Raw genomic sequence first — 15,932 nt, 5'->3', positions numbered from 1 at the left:
TCAGCGCGGCGTCTGTGCCGCGAGCCGTGCGGCGGGAGTGATCTCGCGGTGCGTCCACGCGAACGCGAACCGCGGGTCGTAGGTGCGGGAGCACTTCGCACAGGAGATCGCCCGCGCCGGCCGGCGGTGCCGGTAGACGAGATGCCCCGACGGGCAGCGGCCGACCCACGGCGCGAGCTCTGTCGCCGTCTCACCGTGGTGCGTCGTGCCGCCGACGTAGCCGAGATCGTCGGCGATGCGCTTCCAGTCCCGGCCGTGCGCGGCAGCGGGGCCGGCCAGGGCATGCGCGACCTCGTGCAGCAGCACCTGGTGGATCTCGTCGTCCTCGAAACGGGCGGCGAGGTACCGCGAGACCGTGATGGTGCTGGTCGTGTAGTGGCAAGCGCCCGCACGGCGCTTGGCGTGGTCGAAGTCGAACGACCACGACGGGTCGAGATGCAGATCGATGAGGGCCTCGGCCCAGACGCGCACCCGCTTCAGATCTGCCATGGGCCCACATTAGGCCGATGCGCCGACATCACCCCGGAGGACGTGCTCAGATGGCGACGGGTTCGACGCTGCTGCGGCGCTCGGCGGCCTCGATGGCGAGCAGAGCGGTCTCGAGGTCGCGGTCCTCGGCCCCGGATTCGCGGCGCAGGAACAGCGAGCGCTTGAAGCTCTCCCGCGCCTGCTCGTAGTCGCCGGCGTCGTAGGCGTTCTTGCCGTGGTGCTGGTGGGCGAAGGCGGCGACCTGCGCCCAGCCCTGGCCCTCGGCCTCGGATGCCACGTGCCGGAGCTCCTGCTCCGCTGCGGCGTACTTGCCGAGGTACTGCATGATCGTCGCGTGCAGCACCCGGGCGCGCAGCAGATCCTTGCGGGTGCCGGCCATGCGGGCCTGGCGCACCGCCTCCTCGGACAGCGGCAGCGCGTCGTCGAGCCGGTCGAGCACCTTCAGCAGCCAGACGCGCTCCATCAGCGCGGGCAGGCTGCGCTGCGCCTCGATCTCGTCGAGCCGCAACTCGCACTCGCGCTGATCCACCAGTTCGCGAAGGGTGTCCGGGTCATATCCCTGGATCAGACTCATTGCTCGACTCTCCCTCCGCGACGGCTTCTGACAGTCTGCCTCCTCTCGCCGGGAACCTCCTGAGGCGCGCCCTGCCCGGTGCGACAACGACCTGCCTTCCACAGCGGACGGGAGGTACGTGTTAACCACATTCGTGGGCGGAACCGCTGGCCGGATGCCGGGGGATGCGGCATCCTGGCCCGAGGCGTGCACCCGATGCGCCCGAACGAAGGAGTCCTCATGCCCCCCGCATCCGACGCCTCCGCGCGCCGCAGGCGGCTCGCACCCGTTGTGGTCCTCGGCTCGCTGGCTCTCGCTGCGACCCTCCTGCCCGTGACGGCCGCGGCCGCCGACGACACCCCGCAGGTGTCCGTCACGAGCGACACCGTTCCCGGCACCACCACCATCAACGGGTACCGCAACGTCGGCTATTACGGGCAGTGGATGGCGAACGACCCGGCCACCTCCCTGAAGACCCTCTTCACCGAGGGCGCGCACCGCGGCTCGCTGACGCACCTGAACTACTCCTTCGGCAACATCGCCGGCAGCCAGGAGTCGCTGGACGCCGCCCGCGCCGCCGGCGTGAAGGGCCTCGACGGCGTGAAGCCGTACACCTGTTTCATCTCCGACGGGGTCGCTCCCGCCGCAGGCCGGACCGAGACGGCGGGCGAGGCGCAGACAGACTTCGTCCGCGCGTACACCGCCGACGAATCCGTGCTCGGCATCGCTGACACCAGGAAGCAAAAGCTCGCGGGCGCGATGAACCAGGTCGCGCAGCTGAAGAGGCTCGATCCCGACCTGCGGGTGCTGGTGTCGCTGGGCGGCTGGTCGTGGTCCAAGTCGTTCTCGAAGGCGGTCGCGACCGCCGAGAGCCGCACGTCTCTGGTGCGGTCCTGCATCGACGTCTACCTCGACGGCAACCTTCCCGTCATCGACGGCCGCGGCGGCCCCGGCGCTGCCGCGGGCCTCTTCGACGGCTTCGACCTGGACTGGGAGTGGCCGGGTGCGCCGGACTGGGCGCAGGAGGTCGGCAACTCGGTGGACCCGGTGAACGACAGGGCGAACTTCCTCGCGTTCGTGCGGGAGCTGCGCACCGCGCTGGACGCCCGTGAGGCTGCCACCGGTCGCGAGTTCGAGATCTCGGCGTTCCTGCCGGCGAGCCCCGGTGTGATCACCGCCGGCGGCTGGAACGACCCCGAGCTGTGGAAGAACCTCGACTTCGGCAACCTGCAGGGCTACGACCTCTGGGGCACCTGGGATCCGCGCACCGGTCACCAGGGCAACATCTACGGCGACCCCGACCACAACTGGGGTCTCGGTCTGGACACCATCGTCGCGACCTACAAGAACGCCGGTGTCCCCGCCGCGAAGCTGAACCTGGGCCTCGCCGCCTATGGCCAGGGCTGGAAGGACGCCGATCCGCAGCCGTGGCAGCAGTCCGGTGGCGGCATCGCCGGCGGGACCCGCACCTGGGACCAGCTGAAGACCGCGGGACTGGAGTACACCCACGAGCGCAACGCCGAGGGCGCGTTCAACGCCACCTTCGGCTACAACGCCTCCACCCGCGAGTGGTTCTCGCTCGACGACCCGACGGCCGTCGCGGAGAAGACGAAGTGGGCCATCGCGCAGGGCCTCGGCGGCGTGGACTACTGGCAGATCGCCGGCGACGCGAAGGGCGACCTGTCGAAGACGGGCGCCGACGCGCTGCGCGCCGCAGCTCCCGGCCCGGTCGCAGGGGATGAGAAGACCGTGTGCGCGGCGACGCCGATCTGGAACGCCGGACGCACCTACGGCGCCGGTGATCGGGTCACACTGGACGGCAAGGTGTTCGAGGCGCTCTGGTACGCGAAGGGCACCATGCCAGGGGTCACGAAGAACAGCCCCTGGCAGACGGATGTGGACTGCGCGGCGGACCCTGCCGCCGGGCAGCCCTGGTTCGCCGACCACGTGTACGAAGCAGGAGACGTCGTCGTCCACGACGGCATCCGGTACACGGCGCGTTGGTGGACCCGCGGCGACGCACCGGGCGGGAAGCACTCGCCCTGGATCGCCGGCTGATCGCTCGCTCTTCAGGGAGCGAGAGCGCTCAGCGCAGGAAGAGGCTCGCGTCGGGACGGGGGGATGCCACGGCATCCGCATCCGTCACGACGCGAGCCTTCTGCGCGAAGGCCGCGACCTCGGCACCCTGCGCGATCTTCGCCGGATGCGGGCCGGCGGCCAGCATCCGCGGCAGCCAGTCCGTCGGCAGGGGAGAGGCGGATGCCGCGATCACGAGGTTCCCGAACCGGCGGCCCTTCAGCACCTGCGTGTCGGCCAGCACCGCGACATCCGCGAACACGGTCTGCACACTGGCGACCTGCCGGCGCGCGAACGCGAGCCCCGGGCCGTCGGCGACGTTGACCAGCAGCACGCCGGTCGGAGCGAGCAGCGAGGACAGCTCGCGATAGAACTCGACCGAGGTGAGGTGCGCGGGGGTCTGCGCACCGGAGAACACGTCCGAGACGACCAGATCGCAGGCGCCGTGCAGCGCGGCGGGCAGCCTGCCGACGCCCTCGCGCGCATCGCCGATCCGCACCCGGATCGATGCGCCTTTCGGCAGCGGCAGCCGCTCGCGCACCAGCTGCACCAGCGGCGCCTCGAGCTCGATCACCTGCTGCCGCGAACCGGGTCGGGTGGCGTCGACGTACCGGGGGATGGTCAGCGCCCCGGCACCCAGGTGCACGGCGGTCAGCGGACCCGGCGGCAGCTGGTCGATCACCGCGCCCATCCGCACGATGTACTCGAAGTGCAGGTGCGTGGGGTCGTCGAGGTCGACGTGCGACTGGGGAGTGCAGTCGACGATCAGCTCGTATCCGCTGGTGAACTCGGATGCCGCGATCTCGGCGATTCCCCCGTGATCCAGCCGTGCCCGGGGGTTCTCGTCGTCCTTCGCGCGCGTCCGTCCCATGATCCGAGCGTACTAATACCCCACTCCCAGCAAATCGTCAAGAACCGCGCTTGCCATGTCGCCGAATCGCACCTATAGTAGGTAGTTGCGCTCGCTTCTCCCTGCCCTCATATGGTGGTCGGCATGTTGAGACCCGCGCGCGCACTCCACCGACGACGAGGAATCAACGAGCCCCGCACAGGCTCACGGAGGTTATTCCCTTGGCTGCTGCTCGCAACGCATCCACTTCCACCACCACACCAAAGAACGGACGCGGAGCATCCCGCCTCTCGTTCGCCAAGATCTCCGACACGCTGACGGTCCCCGACCTGCTCGCCCTCCAGACCGAGTCCTTCGGCTGGCTGGTCGGCAACGACGCCTGGAAGGCGCGCGTCGCCGAGGCGAAGAAGGCCGGCCGCACCGACGTGTCCGAGATCTCGGGTCTGGGTGAGATCTTCGAGGAGATCTCCCCGATCGAGGACCTCGGCGAGACGATGCAGCTGAGCTTCACGAACCCGTACCTGGAGCCGGAGAAGTACTCCATCGACGAGTGCAAGGAGCGCGGTAAGACCTACGCCGCCCCGCTGTACGTCGAGGCCGAGTTCATGAACCACCAGACCGGTGAGATCAAGACTCAGACGGTCTTCATGGGCGACTTCCCGCTGCAGACCGACAAGGGCACGTTCATCATCAACGGCTCGGAGCGCGTCGTCGTCTCCCAGCTGGTGCGCTCGCCCGGCGTCTACTTCGACAAGACCCCCGACAAGACGTCCGACAAGGACATCGTGTCGGCGCGCGTCATCCCCTCGCGCGGTGCCTGGCTCGAGTTCGAGATCGACAAGCGCGACCAGGTCGGCGTCCGCATCGACCGCAAGCGCAAGCAGTCCGTCACCGTCTTCCTGAAGGCGCTGGGCCTGACCAGCGAGGAGATCCTCGCCGAGTTCGCCGGGTTCGACTCCATCGAGGAGACGCTCGCGAAGGACACCATCCTCACGCAGGAGGACGCACTCCGCGACATCTACCGCAAGCTGCGTCCGGGCGAGCAGGTCGCCGCCGAGGCCGCGCGTTCGCTGCTGGACAACTTCTACTTCAACCCGAAGCGCTATGACCTGGCCAAGGTGGGTCGCTACAAGATCAACCAGAAGCTCGGCCTGGCGAACCCGCTGACCGACTCGGTGCTGACCCGTGACGACATCGTCGCGACCATCAAGTACATGGTGCGCCTGCACCGCGGCGACGAGACCTTCGAGGGCATCCGCGGCGGCAAGAAGACCGAGATCCGTCTCGCCACCGACGACATCGACAACTTCGGCAACCGCCGTATCCGCGCTGTCGGCGAGCTGATCCAGAACCAGGTCCGCACCGGTCTGTCCCGCATGGAGCGCGTCGTCCGCGAGCGCATGACCACGCAGGACATCGAGGCGATCACCCCGCAGACCCTGATCAACGTGCGCCCCGTCGTGGCCGCGATCAAGGAGTTCTTCGGCACCTCGCAGCTGTCGCAGTTCATGGACCAGAACAACCCGCTCGCTGGTCTGACCAACAAGCGCCGTCTGTCGGCTCTGGGCCCCGGTGGTCTGAGCCGCGACCGCGCCGGCGTCGAGGTCCGTGACGTGCACCCCTCGCACTACGGCCGCATGTGCCCGATCGAGACCCCTGAAGGCCCGAACATCGGTCTGATCGGTGCGCTCGCGACCTTCGCGCGCATCAACTCGTTCGGCTTCATCGAGACGCCGTACCGCAAGGTCGAGAACGGCACGGTCACCGAGCACATCGACTACCTGACCGCCGCCGAGGAGACCGACTTCAACATCGCCCAGGCGAACGCGCCGCTCGATGCCAAGGGTCGCTTCACCGAGAGCCACGTCCTCGCGCGCCCCAAGGGCGGCTCGGGTGAGGTGGACCTCTTCCTGCCCGAGGAGATCGGCTACATCGATGTCTCGCCGCGCCAGATGGTGTCGGTCGCGACCTCGCTCGTGCCGTTCCTCGAGCACGACGACGCGCAGCGCGCCCTCATGGGTGCGAACATGCAGCGTCAGGCCGTGCCGCTGCTCCGTTCCGACTCGCCGCTGGTCGGCACCGGTATGGAGGGCTACACCGCGATCGACGCCGGTGACGTGGTCACCGCGCTGAAGGCCGGTGTCGTCTCCGAGGTCTCCGCCGACAAGGTCACCGTGCAGCTCGACGAGGGCGGCATCCAGGAGTACCACCTGCGCAAGTTCGACCGCTCCAACCAGGGCACGTCGTACAACCAGCGCGTGATCGTCTCCGCCGGTGAGCGCGTCGAGGCCGGCGAGGTCATCGCCGACGGCCCCGCGACCGAGAACGGCGAGCTGGCGCTCGGAAAGAACCTGCTCGTGGCGTTCATGCCGTGGGAGGGCCACAACTTCGAGGACGCCATCATCCTGAGCCAGGAGCTGGTGAAGGACGACACCCTCTCGTCGATCCACATCGAGGAGTACGAGGTCGACGCCCGCGACACCAAGCTGGGCAAGGAGGAGATCACCCGTGACCTCCCGAACGTCAGCCCCGAGCTGCTGAAGGACCTCGACGAGCGCGGCATCATCCGCATCGGCGCCGAGGTCCGCCCCGGCGACATCCTGGTCGGAAAGGTCACGCCGAAGGGCGAGACCGAGCTCTCGGCCGAGGAGCGTCTGCTCCGCGCGATCTTCAACGAGAAGAGCCGCGAGGTCCGTGACACCTCCCTGAAGGTGCCCCACGGTGAGCAGGGCACGATCATCGCCGTCAAGGAGTTCAACGCCGAGGAGGGCGACGACGAGCTGGGCTCGGGCGTCAACCGCCGCGTCGTGGTCTACATCGCCCAGAAGCGCAAGATCACCGAGGGCGACAAGCTCGCCGGCCGCCACGGCAACAAGGGTGTCATCGCGAAGATCCTGCCCGTCGAGGACATGCCGTTCCTCTCGGACGGCACCCCGGTCGACGTGGTCCTGAACCCGCTCGGCATCCCGGGCCGCATGAACTTCGGCCAGGTGCTGGAGACCCACCTCGGGTGGATCGCCAAGACCGGCTGGAAGGTCGAGGGCAACCCGGAGTGGGCCGTCAAGCTCGCCGACGACGCTCGCGACGTCGCCCCGAACACCAAGGTCGCGACCCCGGTGTTCGACGGTGCCAGCGAGGAGGAGATCTCGGGTCTGCTCGACTCGACGCTCCCGACCCGCGACGGCGTCCGCCTGATCGACGCCTCCGGCAAGACCCAGCTGTTCGACGGCCGCTCCGGCGAGCCGTTCCCGGCACCGGTCTCGGTGGGCTACATGTACATCCTGAAGCTGCACCACCTCGTCGACGACAAGATCCACGCACGCTCGACGGGCCCCTACTCGATGATCACCCAGCAGCCGCTCGGCGGTAAGGCCCAGTTCGGTGGCCAGCGCTTCGGTGAGATGGAGGTGTGGGCGCTCGAGGCCTACGGCGCCGCTTACGCGCTGCAGGAGCTGCTCACGATCAAGTCCGACGACATCCTCGGCCGCGTCAAGGTGTACGAGGCGATCGTCAAGGGCGAGAACATCCAGGAGCCCGGCATCCCGGAGTCCTTCAAGGTGCTCATGAAGGAGATGCAGTCCCTCTGCCTGAACGTCGAGGTCCTCTCGGCCGACGGCACGGCTGTGAACCTGCGCGACACGGATGACGAGGCCTTCCGCGCTGCGGAGGAGCTCGGCATCAACATCTCCAGCCGCTTCGAGGCCGCGTCGATCGACGAGATCTGACGCCGGCTTCCGGCATCCAACTTTTCTTCAGAAGAATTTCGACACAGGAGAACTAGTGCTCGACGCAACAACTTTCGATGAGCTTCGGATCGGACTGGCGACCGCTGACGACATCCGCGGATGGTCGTACGGCGAGGTCAAGAAGCCCGAGACGATCAACTACCGCACGCTCAAGCCCGAGAAGGACGGCCTCTTCGGCGAGCAGATCTTCGGACCCAGCCGTGACTGGGAGTGCGCCTGCGGCAAGTACAAGCGCGTGCGCTTCAAGGGCATCGTCTGCGAGCGCTGCGGCGTGGAGGTCACCAAGTCCTCCGTCCGCCGCGAGCGCATGGGCCACATCGAGCTCGCCGCGCCCGTGACGCACATCTGGTACTTCAAGGGCGTGCCCTCGCGCCTCGGGTACCTGCTCGACATGGCGCCGAAGGACCTCGAGAAGGTCATCTACTTCGCCGCCTACATGGTGATCTCGGTCGACGAGGATGCTCGTCACCGCGACCTCGCCACGCAGGAGAACAACATCCGTCTCGAGCTGAAGACGCTCGGCGACCGCCGCGACGCCAAGATCGCGGAGCGCCTGGCCAAGCTGGAGGAGGAGCTCGCCGCTCTCGAGGCGGAGGGTGCCAAGGCCGACCAGAAGAAGAAGGTCAAGGACGCCGCCGAGAAGGAGATGACTCTCACCCGCAAGGGTGCCGACGAGGCCATCGCCAAGCTCGAGCGCGTGTGGGAGGACTTCCGCACCCTCGAGGTGGGCGCCCTGCGTCCCGAGGACGACGTCTTCCACGAGCTGCAGGACCGCTTCGGTCAGTACTTCGAGGCCTACATGGGCGCGGAGTCGATCCAGCGTCGCCTCGCCTCGTTCGACCTGGCCGCCGAGGCCGAGTCGCTGCGTCTGCAGATCTCCGAGGGCAAGGGTCAGCGCAAGATCCGTGCGATCAAGCGCCTGAAGGTCGTCAGCTCGTTCCTCGAGACCGGCATGAGCCCGGCCGCGATGGTCCTCGACGTCGTCCCGGTGATCCCGCCGGAGCTGCGCCCGATGGTCCAGCTGGACGGTGGCCGCTTCGCGACCTCCGACCTGAACGACCTGTACCGCCGCGTGATCAACCGCAACAACCGTCTTCGTCGTCTGATCGACCTCGGTGCCCCCGAGATCATCGTCAACAACGAGAAGCGGATGCTGCAGGAGGCCGTCGACGCACTGTTCGACAACGGCCGCCGTGGTCGCCCTGTCACCGGTACCGGCAACCGCGCCCTGAAGTCCCTCAGCGACATGCTGAAGGGCAAGCAGGGTCGTTTCCGCCAGAACCTGCTCGGCAAGCGCGTCGACTACTCGGGCCGTTCGGTCATCGTCGTCGGCCCGCAGCTGAAGCTGCACCAGTGCGGTCTGCCCAAGCAGATGGCTCTGGAGCTGTTCAAGCCGTTCGTGATCAAGCGCCTGATCGACCTCGGTCACTCGCAGAACATCAAGGCCGCCAAGCGCGCCGTCGAGCGCACCCGTCCCGAGGTCTGGGACGTGCTCGAGGAGATCATCCGCGAGCGTCCTGTGCTGCTGAACCGCGCCCCCACCCTGCACCGCCTGGGCATCCAGGCCTTCGAGCCGCAGCTCGTCGAGGGCAAGGCCATCCAGCTGCACCCGCTCGTCTGCGCCGCCTTCAACGCGGACTTCGACGGTGACCAGATGGCCGTGCACCTGCCGCTGTCGGTCGAGGCTCAGGCCGAGGCCCGCGTGCTGATGCTCGCGTCGAACAACATCCTGAAGCCGTCGGACGGACGTCCGGTGACCCTGCCCTCGCAGGACATGATCATCGGTCTGCACCACCTCACCACCGTCACCACTGGTGCCGCCGGTGAGGGCCGTGCGTTCGGTTCGGTCGGCGAGGCCATGCTGGCCCGCGACGAGGGCACCCTCGACCTGCAGGCGAAGATCCGCATCCGCATCCCGGGGCTGACCTTCCTCGAGGGCGAGGCTCCCGAGGGCTACGAGCGCCACGGTCTCGTGGACGCCTCGCTGGGCCAGGCGATCTTCAACGACGCGATGCCGAAGGGCTACCCGTTCGTGCGCGAGGTCGCCGACAAGGGCAAGCTGTCGCAGATCGTCAACAAGCTGGCCGAGGAGTACCCCAAGGTCGAGACGGCGGCGACGCTGGACCGCATCAAGGACGCCGGTTTCTACTGGGCCACCCGTTCGGGTGTCACGGTGGCGCTGAGCGACATCCTCACCCCGCCGAACAAGGCGGAGATCGTGGCCGGCTACGAGAAGCAGGCCGCGAAGGTCCAGTCGCAGTACGAGAAGGGTCTGACCACCGACGCCGAGCGTCGTCAGGAGCTCATCAAGATCTGGACCGAGGCGACCGACGAGGTCCAGGCCGCGATGAAGGCGAACTTCCCGATCGACAACACCATCAACCGCATGGTGTCGTCGGGTGCTCGTGGTAACTGGCTGCAGATCCGCAACATCGCGGGTATGCGTGGTCTGGTGAACAACCCCAAGGGTGAGATCATCCCCCGTCCGATCATCTCCTCGTACCGCGAGGGCCTGTCGGTGGCGGAGTACTTCATCGCGACGCACGGTACCCGTAAGGGTCTGGCCGACACCGCTCTGCGCACCGCCGACTCGGGTTACCTGACCCGTCGTCTGGTGGACGTCTCGCAGGATGTCATCATCCGCGAGCAGGACTGTGGCACGACCAAGGGCCTCGAGCTGCCGATCGCCGCGCCGAACTCGCAGGGCGAGCTCGTCCGCGACGCGAACGTCGAGAACTCCGTGTTCGCCCGCACCCTGGCATCCGATGTCGTGAACGAGTCGGGCGAGGTCCTCGCCTCGGCCGGTGACGACGTGGGTGACGTGCTGATCGACAAGCTGGTCGAGGCCGGAGTCGAGACCATCAAGGTCCGCTCCGTGCTGACCTGCGACTCGGCCGTCGGTGTCTGCGCGCAGTGCTACGGCCGTTCGCTCGCGACCGGCAAGACCGTCGACATCGGCGAGGCCGTCGGCATCATCGCCGCCCAGTCGATCGGTGAGCCCGGTACCCAGCTGACGATGCGTACCTTCCACACCGGTGGTTCGGCCTCGGCCGACGACATCACCCAGGGTCTGCCCCGTGTGCAGGAGCTCTTCGAGGCCCGCACGCCGAAGGGTGCGTCCCCGATCGCCGAGGCCGACGGCCGCATCACGATCGAGGAGAACGACAAGGGCAAGAAGGTCATCCTGACGCCCGACTCCGGTGACGAAGAGGTGGTCTACCCGGTGCTGAAGCGTGCGACGCTTCTCGTCGAGGACGGCCAGCACGTCTCGGTCGGGCAGCCTCTGCAGGTCGGCACGCTCGACCCCAAGGAGGTCATGCGTGTGCAGGGTGCCCGTGAGGTGCAGCGTTACCTCGTGAACGGCGTCCAGGGCGTGTACCGCTCGCAGGGTGTGCCGATCCACGACAAGCACATCGAGGTCATCGTGCGCCAGATGCTGCGCAAGGTCACCGTCGTCGACCACGGCGACACGACCCTGCTGCCTGGTGAGATGGTCGACCTCAAGCGCTACCAGTCGATCAACCGCGAGTCGGTGTCCGAGGGCAAGCGCCCGGCGTCGGGCCGTCCGGAGCTCATGGGTATCACCAAGGCTTCGCTGGCGACCGAGTCCTGGCTGTCGGCCGCGTCCTTCCAGGAGACGACCCGCGTGCTCACGCAGGCCGCCATGGAGGGCAAGCGCGACCCGCTGGTCGGCCTCAAGGAGAACGTCATCATCGGTAAGCTCATCCCGGCCGGAACCGGTCTCGCCAAGTACCGTGACATCACGGTCGAGGCGACCGAGGAGGCCAAGAGCGAGCGCTACCCGAACCGGATCTTCGCATCCGACGGCGCGTACGCCGAGGGCGACTTCGGCTACGTCGACTTCGACGCGTTCTCGACCGACGACATCACGCCCGGCACCTACAACTGAGTGCTGAGCTGATGAGGCCCCGGCCCCTCTTCGGAGGGTCCGGGGCCTTCGTCGTACCCGGGGACCTGATCAGCCCCAGATGCCGGCGATGATCGCGTCGGTGTAGCCCTTGGGCGCGAGGTTCGAGTACTGCGTGTCGATCAGCACGCCCTGCCGGTAGAAGAGCGTCCGGCCGTCGGTGACGGGGTAGGTCTTGTTCTTCCAGATCTTCTCGCAGCGGGTGCCCTCATCGGGCGCATAGCAGGTGAACCCCTCCGCGACCAGGCCGTTCAGCTTCTCGAGGGCCGGCCCGCTGCGCTCGTGCGTGATGGTGGTCACGAGACCGGTCGTGTCGGCCTGAGGATCGCCCCACACGCACTTCAGCGATCCGTCCTTCAGCGTGCCCGAGGGGCCGAAGGCCTTGTCGTTCAGCGGCACGTCCTTGAGCTGCGCGAGCACCTCGGACGTCAGGATCTTGCGGCAGTCCTTCGGGATGGCCGCAGGCTTCGCCGTGGGCGTCGCCGACGGCGTCGGGCTCTTGCCCGGGGCATCCGTCGAAGTGGTCGACGATGTGGCCGGCTTCGTGCCGGAGCCATCGGCATCGGATGCCGCGGGCGCGCAGCCGGCGAGAAGAACGGATGCCGCGACGGCGGCGGCGAGGACGAAGACGCGCGCGGCTCTCATGGCCACAGGGTAGTCCCGCCGCGTCCACCTGCTTCGCACGAAACGCATCGGCCGGAGAGCGCGATAGTGTCGCGGGATGGAGCAGCGAACGACGCAGGGCGCAGTGGTGATCGGGGACGCCCTGATCGACGAGATCAGGGACGGCGCGGGGGTGCGTGAGCTGGTCGGCGGCGCGGCGCTGAACGTGGCCGTCGGGCTGCGCCGGCTCGGAGTGCCGGTCACGCTGATCGCGATGGTCGGTGACGATGAGGCCGGCGACCACATCCGCGAGTACCTGGCGGACCACGGCGTCGCCCTGATCGACAGCCCTGCGCCGCTCGGATCCTCGCGCGCCGTCGTGCAGAAGGGGCGGAACGGCGAGCCGGAGTACGTGTTCAACGAGGCCGCGCAGCGGCGCAGCATCCGCTACGGCGACGATGCCCGCGCGGCGATCGCGGCGGCCGGGATCGTGGCGGTCAGCTGCTTCCCGTTCGACGTTCCCGCTGAGACGGATGCGCTGGTCGAGGCGCTCGGCGACGCAGCACTCGCGATCGATCCGAACCCGCGGGCCGGGATGCTCGCGGACCGCGCCGAGTTCGTGCGCGGCTTCGAGCGGCTGGCGGCGCGGTCGACGCTGGTCAAGGTCGGCGCCGACGACGCGGCCCTGCTCTACGACGGCGACCTGGACGCGCTGCGCGCGCGACTGCGCACCGCAGGCGCTGCCGCCGTGCTGGCGACGGCCGGTGCCGACGGCGCCGTGCTCGACACGGATGCCGGGGTCGTCGTGTCACCGATCGCGAGTCTGCCGGGCCGGATCGTCGACACGGTCGGCGCGGGAGACGCCACCCTCGCGGCCGTGGCGGCGGGGCTGAACGACGGGCGCCCTGCAGATGATGCGGGCTGGCAGGCCCTGCTCGACCGGGCGATGCTGATCGCCGCAGCGACCTGCCGTGCCGAAGGCGGCCTGCTGCGCACGCCCGAGTCCCTCGCCGAGTCGGAGCGGGGCGTGCAGGGGAGCTGAGACGTTAACGAAGAAGGACCCCCGCGTGCGGAGGTCCTTCTTCGTTGGGTGGCGAGTGAGGGATTCGAACCCCCGAAGCATTCCGCGGCTGATTTACAGTCAGCTCCCTTTGGCCGCTCGGGCAACTCGCCATTGCACACCCGTCCAACTTGAACAGCCAACCGGGGGCGCGAGAAATCATATTACCCGCCGTTGCGCCGCGCAGGAAATCGAGCCGGATGACGGGGTGTTCGACGTTGCGGGGTCGGTCCCGGGCGTCAGGGAAGGCGTGCATAGACTGAAGCGATGCATCCGCTGACCGAGGCCGACGTCCGGGCATCCTTCGTCAACGCCGCAGAAGACGAACTGCGTCTGATCGAGCTGCCGCACGACTTCCTGCTCACGGACTGGGACTATCTCGACTTCTTCGCCTGGCGCGACCCGTCATCGTCGAAGCGGGGATATGTGCTGCTCGAGCATGAGGGGCGCACCGTCGGCATCGTGCTGCAGACGGCCGGTGCGGGGCGTACGCGGTCGGGCATGTGCAACGTCTGCCACACCATGCAGCCCGGCAACCAGGTCGCGCTGTGGGCCGCACGGCGAGCGGGGGATCGCGGGCGCCGCGGCGACACGGTCGGCACCTACGTGTGCGCCGACCTGTCCTGCCACGAGAACGTGCGGCTCGCGCATCCGCTCGCGCCGAACGAGGTGCTCGCGCCCGGCCAGGTCGACATGCGGCTGGACGGCACCCGCCGGCGGATGCACGATCTCGTGCTGCGCGTGCTCGAAGACTGAGTGTCATGAATGCGGCGACTCAGTCCCGCAGATACGCTGGAGGCACCCGTACGCACCGAAGGAGACGCCAATGGGCGAGCCCATCCTGTTCACCGTCGACGAGGGCCTCGCACGGCTCACCCTGAACCGCCCGGCCCGGCTGAACGCCTTCAACGGCGACCTGGCCTACGCCTGGCGGGATGCCACCGCCGAGGCCGTCGGCAGCGATGACGTGCGCGCGATCCTGATCGACGCGGCCGGTCCGTCGTTCTGCGCCGGCGGCGACGTGCTCGACATGGCCACCGAGATGGGCGGCGGCGAGGACATCACCGCGTTCGCACGGGTGATCAACGAAGGCATCCGCTCGCTCACCGACTCGGCGAAGCCGGTCGTCGCGGCCGCGCACGGCACGACCGCCGGCGGCGGGCTCGGCATCCTGATGTGCAGCGACTACGCGGTCGTCGGCGCGCACTCGAAGATCGGCAGCCTGTACGCGAACATCGGCCTCACACCCGACCTGTCGGTCTCGGCGCAGCTCGCGCACGCGATCGGCCAGCGCCGCGCGCTGCAGCTGGTGCTGCAGGACCGCATGCTCAGTGCCGCTGAGGCCGTCGAGTGGGGGCTCGTCGCCGAGGCCGTCGCCGCCGCCGAGGGATCGGATGCTGCGGCCGAGGCCGCCGCCGTCCAGGCGCGCGCCGAGGAGATCGCCCGGTTCTGGCTGGCCGGCGCGGCCGGAGCCTACGGTCACGCGAAGCGCCTGGTGCGTTCGCAGCCCGAGCGCACTTTCCACGAGCAGCTCGAGGAGGAGGCGCTGTCGATCGGGGCATCCTTCGAGACGCCCGACGCGAAGGCGCGCGTCGCGGCCTTCGCGGCCCGCTCGGCGCGCTGAGGCGCGGGGCGGCGGGTCACGGGCGGCGTCACAGCTGCAGGCGGGATGCGCGGATGTCGGCGGATCGGGCGGATTCGCGCCTGCATGCGTCCGTTCTGCCCGCAGCCGTGACCGGCTGTCTGCGAGAGACTGGAACAACTGCCGACCGGGAGGACTCTCATGACCGACATCGAACTGGGCGCACTCGCCGCGGAGATCGCACTCGAGGCAGGGGAGCTCGCGGCGCGACGACGTCGTGAGGGCGTGCACCTCGCCGCCACGAAGTCGACCCTCGCCGACATCGTGACCGACGCCGACCGCGAGGTCGAGGCGCTGATCCGCGACCGGCTGGCGGCGGAACGTCCCGATGACGGCTTCCTCGGTGAGGAGTCCGGAGCGGCCGGAGGCACGAGCGGTCTCACCTGGGTCGTCGACCCGATCGACGGCACGGTCAACTACAGCTACGGCATCCCCGCGTACTCCGTGAGCATCGCCGTGGTCGAGGGCGAGCCCGAGCCCGAGGCGTGGGCGGGCGTCGCCGCCGCGGTCTGCGCCCCCGGGCTCGGCGAACTGTTCACGGCAGTCCGTGGTGAGGGCGCCTGGCACGACGGCGCCCGGCTCGCCGTGACGACCGAGACGCCGGCGGGCGCCCTGCTGGCGACCGGATTCGGCTACGACCCGTCCACGCACGACGGCGATCTCGCGACGGTGCGCCGCGTGATGACGATGGCCCGCGACCTGCGCAGGATGGGGTCCGCGGCGATCGACCTCTCGTACGTCGCGGCCGGACGGCTGGACGGATTCTTCGAGCGCGGCCTGAATCCGTGGGACTTCGCGGCCGGTGCGATCCTCGTCGGCGAGGCCGGGGGAGCGGTGTCCCGTATCGACACGGACGCTCCGCGCCCGCTGCTGTTCGCGGGCGGGCCGGATGTGCACGCGCGGCTGGCCGGGCTGCTCGCCGCAGGCTGATTCGTAAGGGAGATCGACTTTCTGCTCGTCGCTCATGGCGCTCCCAGCCGCGAAC

The 15,932-nt window shown here is 68.7% G+C and carries 11 protein-coding genes and 1 tRNA gene; 7 read left to right on the top strand and 5 right to left on the bottom strand.

Annotated elements, in window-relative coordinates:
* Together ACFVAE_RS07315 and ACFVAE_RS07310 are read right to left on the bottom strand one after the other, a co-directional pair.
* Complete coding sequence (locus ACFVAE_RS07315) at positions 1 to 489, bottom strand: SprT-like domain-containing protein (protein WP_378889744.1); 489 nt, start codon at positions 487 to 489, stop codon at positions 1 to 3.
* A gap of 46 nt (positions 490 to 535) precedes the next feature.
* Entirely contained in the window at positions 536 to 1,063 is a 528-nt protein-coding gene (locus tag ACFVAE_RS07310) for a hypothetical protein (RefSeq protein ID WP_378889741.1), read from the bottom strand.
* A gap of 219 nt (positions 1,064 to 1,282) precedes the next feature.
* Between ACFVAE_RS07310 and ACFVAE_RS07305 the strand changes: the two genes are divergently transcribed.
* Complete coding sequence (locus ACFVAE_RS07305) at positions 1,283 to 3,100, top strand: glycosyl hydrolase family 18 protein (RefSeq protein ID WP_378889739.1); 1,818 nt, start codon at positions 1,283 to 1,285, stop codon at positions 3,098 to 3,100.
* Positions 3,101 to 3,128: 28 nt separating this feature from the next.
* Here the strand turns inward: ACFVAE_RS07305 and ACFVAE_RS07300 are convergent, their stop codons facing one another.
* A complete protein-coding gene (locus tag ACFVAE_RS07300; RefSeq protein ID WP_378889735.1) occupies positions 3,129 to 3,989 on the bottom strand; it encodes a spermidine synthase in 861 nt (286 codons plus the stop codon).
* Positions 3,990 to 4,189: 200 nt separating this feature from the next.
* Between ACFVAE_RS07300 and ACFVAE_RS07295 the strand changes: the two genes are divergently transcribed.
* A complete protein-coding gene (locus ACFVAE_RS07295) occupies positions 4,190 to 7,693 on the top strand; it encodes a DNA-directed RNA polymerase subunit beta (RefSeq protein WP_378889732.1) in 3,504 nt (1,167 codons plus the stop codon).
* Positions 7,694 to 7,748: 55 nt separating this feature from the next.
* Positions 7,749 to 11,624 carry a DNA-directed RNA polymerase subunit beta' gene (gene rpoC, locus ACFVAE_RS07290; RefSeq protein WP_378889730.1) on the top strand — a complete coding sequence of 1,292 codons (3,876 nt, stop codon included), beginning with the start codon at positions 7,749 to 7,751 and terminating at the stop codon, positions 11,622 to 11,624.
* Positions 11,625 to 11,693: 69 nt separating this feature from the next.
* Here rpoC and ACFVAE_RS07285 read toward each other — a convergent pair whose 3' ends face one another.
* Positions 11,694 to 12,287 (bottom strand): hypothetical protein, encoded by a 594-nt coding sequence (locus ACFVAE_RS07285; RefSeq protein ID WP_378889727.1) that lies wholly within the window; start codon positions 12,285 to 12,287, stop codon positions 11,694 to 11,696.
* Positions 12,288 to 12,363: 76 nt separating this feature from the next.
* On the opposite strand from ACFVAE_RS07285, the gene ACFVAE_RS07280 reads away from it, so the two are divergent.
* Positions 12,364 to 13,287, top strand: coding sequence for a PfkB family carbohydrate kinase (locus ACFVAE_RS07280; RefSeq protein ID WP_378889724.1), 924 nt, complete (start codon positions 12,364 to 12,366; stop codon positions 13,285 to 13,287).
* 49 nt (positions 13,288 to 13,336) lie between these two features.
* Here the strand turns inward: ACFVAE_RS07280 and ACFVAE_RS07275 are convergent.
* Positions 13,337 to 13,418 (bottom strand) — tRNA-Tyr (locus ACFVAE_RS07275).
* A 154-nt stretch (positions 13,419 to 13,572) separates the two neighbouring features.
* Between ACFVAE_RS07275 and ACFVAE_RS07270 the strand changes: the two genes are divergently transcribed.
* From ACFVAE_RS07270 to ACFVAE_RS07260, 3 genes are all read left to right on the top strand, one after another.
* Entirely contained in the window at positions 13,573 to 14,061 is a 489-nt protein-coding gene (locus tag ACFVAE_RS07270; RefSeq protein WP_378889721.1) for an FBP domain-containing protein, read from the top strand.
* A gap of 70 nt (positions 14,062 to 14,131) precedes the next feature.
* Positions 14,132 to 14,929, top strand: a complete 798-nt coding sequence (locus ACFVAE_RS07265) for an enoyl-CoA hydratase/isomerase family protein (protein WP_378889719.1) — start codon at positions 14,132 to 14,134, stop codon at positions 14,927 to 14,929.
* Between the two features lie 159 nt (positions 14,930 to 15,088).
* On the top strand, positions 15,089 to 15,877 hold the full coding sequence (locus ACFVAE_RS07260) for an inositol monophosphatase family protein (protein WP_378889716.1): 789 nt from the start codon (positions 15,089 to 15,091) through the stop codon (positions 15,875 to 15,877).
* The last annotated feature ends 55 nt before the right edge of the window (positions 15,878 to 15,932 follow it).

This window comes from Microbacterium sp. NPDC057659, assembly GCF_042799915.1.
In the GTDB taxonomy this organism is placed as follows: Bacteria; Actinomycetota; Actinomycetes; order Actinomycetales; family Microbacteriaceae; genus Microbacterium.
The sequence above is the reverse complement of the archived record's forward strand: the minus strand, read 5'-3'. Positions and strand labels throughout refer to the sequence as shown.